Here is a 3,409-nt window from a genome sequence, read left to right on the forward strand (position 1 = left end):
GCCGTTTATGCCGACTGCCGCACTATGCCGAATGGTTTTGGAAGAGGCCGTCGTTTGCGCGGATTTGCCGCTGGTCGAGCGATCGTCGTCCTGGTTCCATTCGGCATAGTCTGGCGTCTTACAACGCCTCAAGGAAGGCGAGCAGGCGGTCGTTTGGCTGGAAGCGGGTTCGCTTGCGGCGCTCGTACGGCTTGAGCTTAACGAGAGCTGCTTCTTTGAGTGCGAGATGGGCATGCAGGTAGGTCTGCGTCGTTTCGATCGACTCATGACCGAGCCACAGCGCAATTACGGAGCAATCGACGCCTGCTTCCAGCAGCTCCATCGCAGCGCTGTGCCTGAGCACGTGCGGCGATACCCGCTTGGACGCCAATGACGGACAGCTCTCGCCGGCGACACGCACATGCTTGGCCAGAAGCGATTGGACGCTGTCGGCGCTCAGCCGACCACCATGCATGTTGGAGAACAGCGCGTTTGCACCGTGGCGCGCCGGTTCCTTGAGCCATGCCTGGAGGGCGCCGCGCGCGTACGCGGTTAGTGGCGTGCATCGCTCCTTTCGACCCTTTCCGACGCATCGCACATGTGCGCCGGCACCGAGGTGGACGGCATCCCTATCGAGGCTGATCAGCTCGGACAGGCGCAAGCCGGTCTGGGCCGCGAGCAGCAGCAAGGTATAATCGCGACGTCCGAGCCAGGTCGTGCGATCTGGGGCGGCAAGGATCGCCTCGATCTCGGGCCGTGTCAGGAAGTGCACCTGGCGTTTGTCGTGACGCTTGCTTGGTATCGCCAGGACGCGCTGGATCAGGGCGCTGTGAGCCGGCTCCTCGAAAGACACGAACCGGAAGAAGGAGCGAATCGCGGTCAGGCGCAGGTTGCGCGTCCTGACACTGGCGCCTCGATTCGTCTCGAGATCAGCCAGGAATGCGCTGATAAAGGGCACGTCCAGATCGTCGAGGGTCAAGGCCGACGGCGGCTTGCGGAGCCGCGCCTGTGCGAACGTGAACAGCAGCCGGAACGTGTCTCGATAGGATGCGATCGTGTTGACGCTGACATTGCGCTGGTGCATGAGGCGCACGGTGAAGTAACGCTCGATGAGCGCGGCGAGGTTGCTGCTCGGCTTCATGGCTTGGCCTCCCAGCGCCGGTCGAGACGGCGGGCAGCCTCTTCCATCAGCTCCGGACAGGCCGAAAGATACCAATAGGTGTCGCGCACGCAGGTGTGGCCGAGGTAGGTGGAAAGCGCTGGAAGCTGCTGCTCGACATCGATCCCGTTGCGGTACCAGCCGAGAAGTGTGCGGATGGCGAAGCGATGCCGGAAATCGTGTATGCGTGGCCCGCTATGGTCGCCCGGGCGCCGTAGGCCGATCTCGCGGGACAAGCACAAGAAAACACGGTGAACATACTGGTGCCGCAATCGGCCACCGCGCTCGGCCACGAAGAAGTGCGTACCGCAGCGCGACCCGAGGTGAGCATCTCGCCGTTTGGCGTAGCTGCGGAGAGCTGCACGGGTCGTCGGATGCAAGGGCACGAGGCGTGATTTGCCGAACTTGCTCTCTCGAACTGTGAGCAAGCCTTCCTTGAGATCGACATCGGCACGCTCAAGCCCGATCGCCTCGGACACACGTATGCCGGTCACTGCGATCAGCCCGAACAGGTAATGATAAGTCCAGCGCCGCAGTCCGTTTGCAGGAGGCAGGGCACGTGCCGCCTTCAATAACGCCTCGATCTCCGCATCGCTGTAGACGTAGGGCTTGGCACGCTTCAGGGGTGGCAAGATCCCGGCGCGTGGCACCTCCGTCCCGGGATCGATGTTCGCGACATGGCGCGCGAAACCGCGTACATCGGTCAATCGCAAGACCCAGGATGCGTGACGATCGGGTGGCAGAGTCGCCCAGGCGACGGCGAGCTTCGTGGTGATGGTCACGGCCTTGCGCTCCTCCATGAAGGAGACGAAATTGGCGAGCCGCCGGGCCTGCTGCTGATACTTGTATCCAAGCCCTTGGCGCATGCTCACATATTGCTCGAGCGCGGATCGCAGAGTGGTCATTGCGCGCCTCCCGGCCACGGCAGGCTCAATGTGCGGAGTCTCTGGATATCCACCTTCGCATAGATGCGCGTGGTGTCATGGCTCTCGTGTCGCAGCAACTGGCCGATCTCTGACAAGGTGGCGCCGGATCGGAGAAGCTCGGTAGCAAGGCTGTGTCGGAAGATGTGGGCGCCATGGTGGGCGTAGCCACGGACGCCGGCGCGCTCCAGGGCGGTCTTGGCGATCACCGTAATCGCGCAACCGGATGCAAAGCCGACGTGAGGCGCCGGCGTGCGCAGAAACAGCCGGCGACACGACGACGTCGGGCGGCGATCCCGCAGGTAGGCAACGACGGCCGCGCCGACGTCTGGAGGCATCGGCATTCGCGCTCGCTGCCGACCCTTGGCGCGAATGAGCATCTCGCCGGATCGCCAGTCGATATCATCCAGGGTGAGGGTCGCGACCTCGCCAGCCCGTAAACCGAGCTTCGCCAGCAGCATCAGGATGGCGTAATCCCGCCGTCCCATCGCGGTGGCTCGATCGCAACCATCGAGGACCTTCTGGACCTGCGCGGCGGACAGATAGGTCGGCAGGCTTGCGAGCTTCCATCGCCTGATAGAGGGTACGCAATCCGCCAGAGCGAGCGGGGTCAACCCTTTATGATGGAGGTATCGCAGAAATGCGCGCAGCGACCAGCATAGCCGCTTCCCAGATTCCGCGCTCCCATCCCGGGCGTGGCGCTCGATGTAGCGGGTGACGCCCTCCTGGCTGATGTTGCCGAGATCGCTGGCGCCAGCAGGGCATACCTCGCGCAGGAAGCGGCGAATGGATGGCAGATGGCAAATGATGGACCTCGGCGCCAGCCCGCGTTCCTGTCGCAGATAATCACTAAACCCCTCGAATATCTGGTGCTCCGGGGTGATCGGCGGCAGTGGCGCAGGTGCAATCATGCCCGCCTCGCGCAACACCGATAGCAACCGCTTCAGCGCCGCCCGGTCGCCCGCCTGGATGCACAGCTTCCGCGCTCGGTACTTAAGGTACCGTTCGGTCACACGCTCATCGAGATCAATTGGCCTCAGGCCGCATCGTTTGATCCAGCTGAAGAGATCGCCGACCAAGTTCAAGCATCGCCACGTGCCGTGGCCAGCGAGCTCGTCCTTGACGAGACGCGCCGCGTAGAGCTCGACGAGCCGTCCGTACGGTCCACTCTTCAGGCGCCGGAATACTCGGCTCCTGCCCAAATACTCTTCTGCAATCATATCCTGGCCTCCGCAGTTGAAAGCGGAGACACAAGACAAACTATGCCGAGCCGATTACACGCCGCTCACGGTGAATCTCGGGGAAAACAAGCCCATTCGGCATAGTTCGGCGGTCGGCATAAACGGCA

The 3,409-nt window shown here is 63.0% G+C and carries 3 protein-coding genes; all 3 read right to left on the reverse strand.

All coding sequences use genetic code 11. The features are described 5' to 3' along the window. Nucleotides 1–118 precede the first annotated feature (118 nt). Genes ACFFWD_RS16560 through ACFFWD_RS16570 form a run of 3 tightly spaced genes read right to left on the reverse strand, consistent with a single transcriptional unit; the run spans nt 119 to nt 3,281 of the window. On the reverse strand, nt 119–1,120 hold the full coding sequence (locus ACFFWD_RS16560) for a tyrosine-type recombinase/integrase (protein ID WP_376966927.1): 1,002 nt from the start codon (nt 1,118–1,120) through the stop codon (nt 119–121). Continuing rightward, nucleotides 1,117–2,043: a tyrosine-type recombinase/integrase gene (locus tag ACFFWD_RS16565; protein WP_376966929.1), complete on the reverse strand. Its 927-nt coding sequence runs from the start codon at nt 2,041–2,043 to the stop codon at nt 1,117–1,119. Before ACFFWD_RS16565 ends, ACFFWD_RS16560 begins: the two co-directional genes overlap by 4 nt. Next, nucleotides 2,040–3,281 carry a site-specific integrase gene (locus ACFFWD_RS16570; protein ID WP_376966931.1) on the reverse strand — a complete coding sequence of 414 codons (1,242 nt, stop codon included), beginning with the start codon at nt 3,279–3,281 and terminating at the stop codon, nt 2,040–2,042. Before ACFFWD_RS16570 ends, ACFFWD_RS16565 begins: the two co-directional genes overlap by 4 nt. Between the last annotated feature and the right edge of the window lie 128 nt (nt 3,282–3,409).

This window comes from Bradyrhizobium erythrophlei, from assembly GCF_042430365.1.
GTDB lineage: Bacteria > Pseudomonadota > Alphaproteobacteria > Rhizobiales > Xanthobacteraceae > Bradyrhizobium > Bradyrhizobium erythrophlei.

Bases quoted from the DNA above. Each gene is read 5' to 3' on its own strand.
- ACFFWD_RS16560 (WP_376966927.1), bottom strand. From the start codon at position 1,120: ATGAAGCCGAGCAGCAACCTCGCCGCGCTCATCGAGCGTTACTTCACC.
- ACFFWD_RS16565 (WP_376966929.1), bottom strand. From the start codon at position 2,043: ATGACCACTCTGCGATCCGCGCTCGAGCAATATGTGAGCATGCGCCAA.
- ACFFWD_RS16570 (WP_376966931.1), bottom strand. From the start codon at position 3,281: ATGATTGCAGAAGAGTATTTGGGCAGGAGCCGAGTATTCCGGCGCCTG.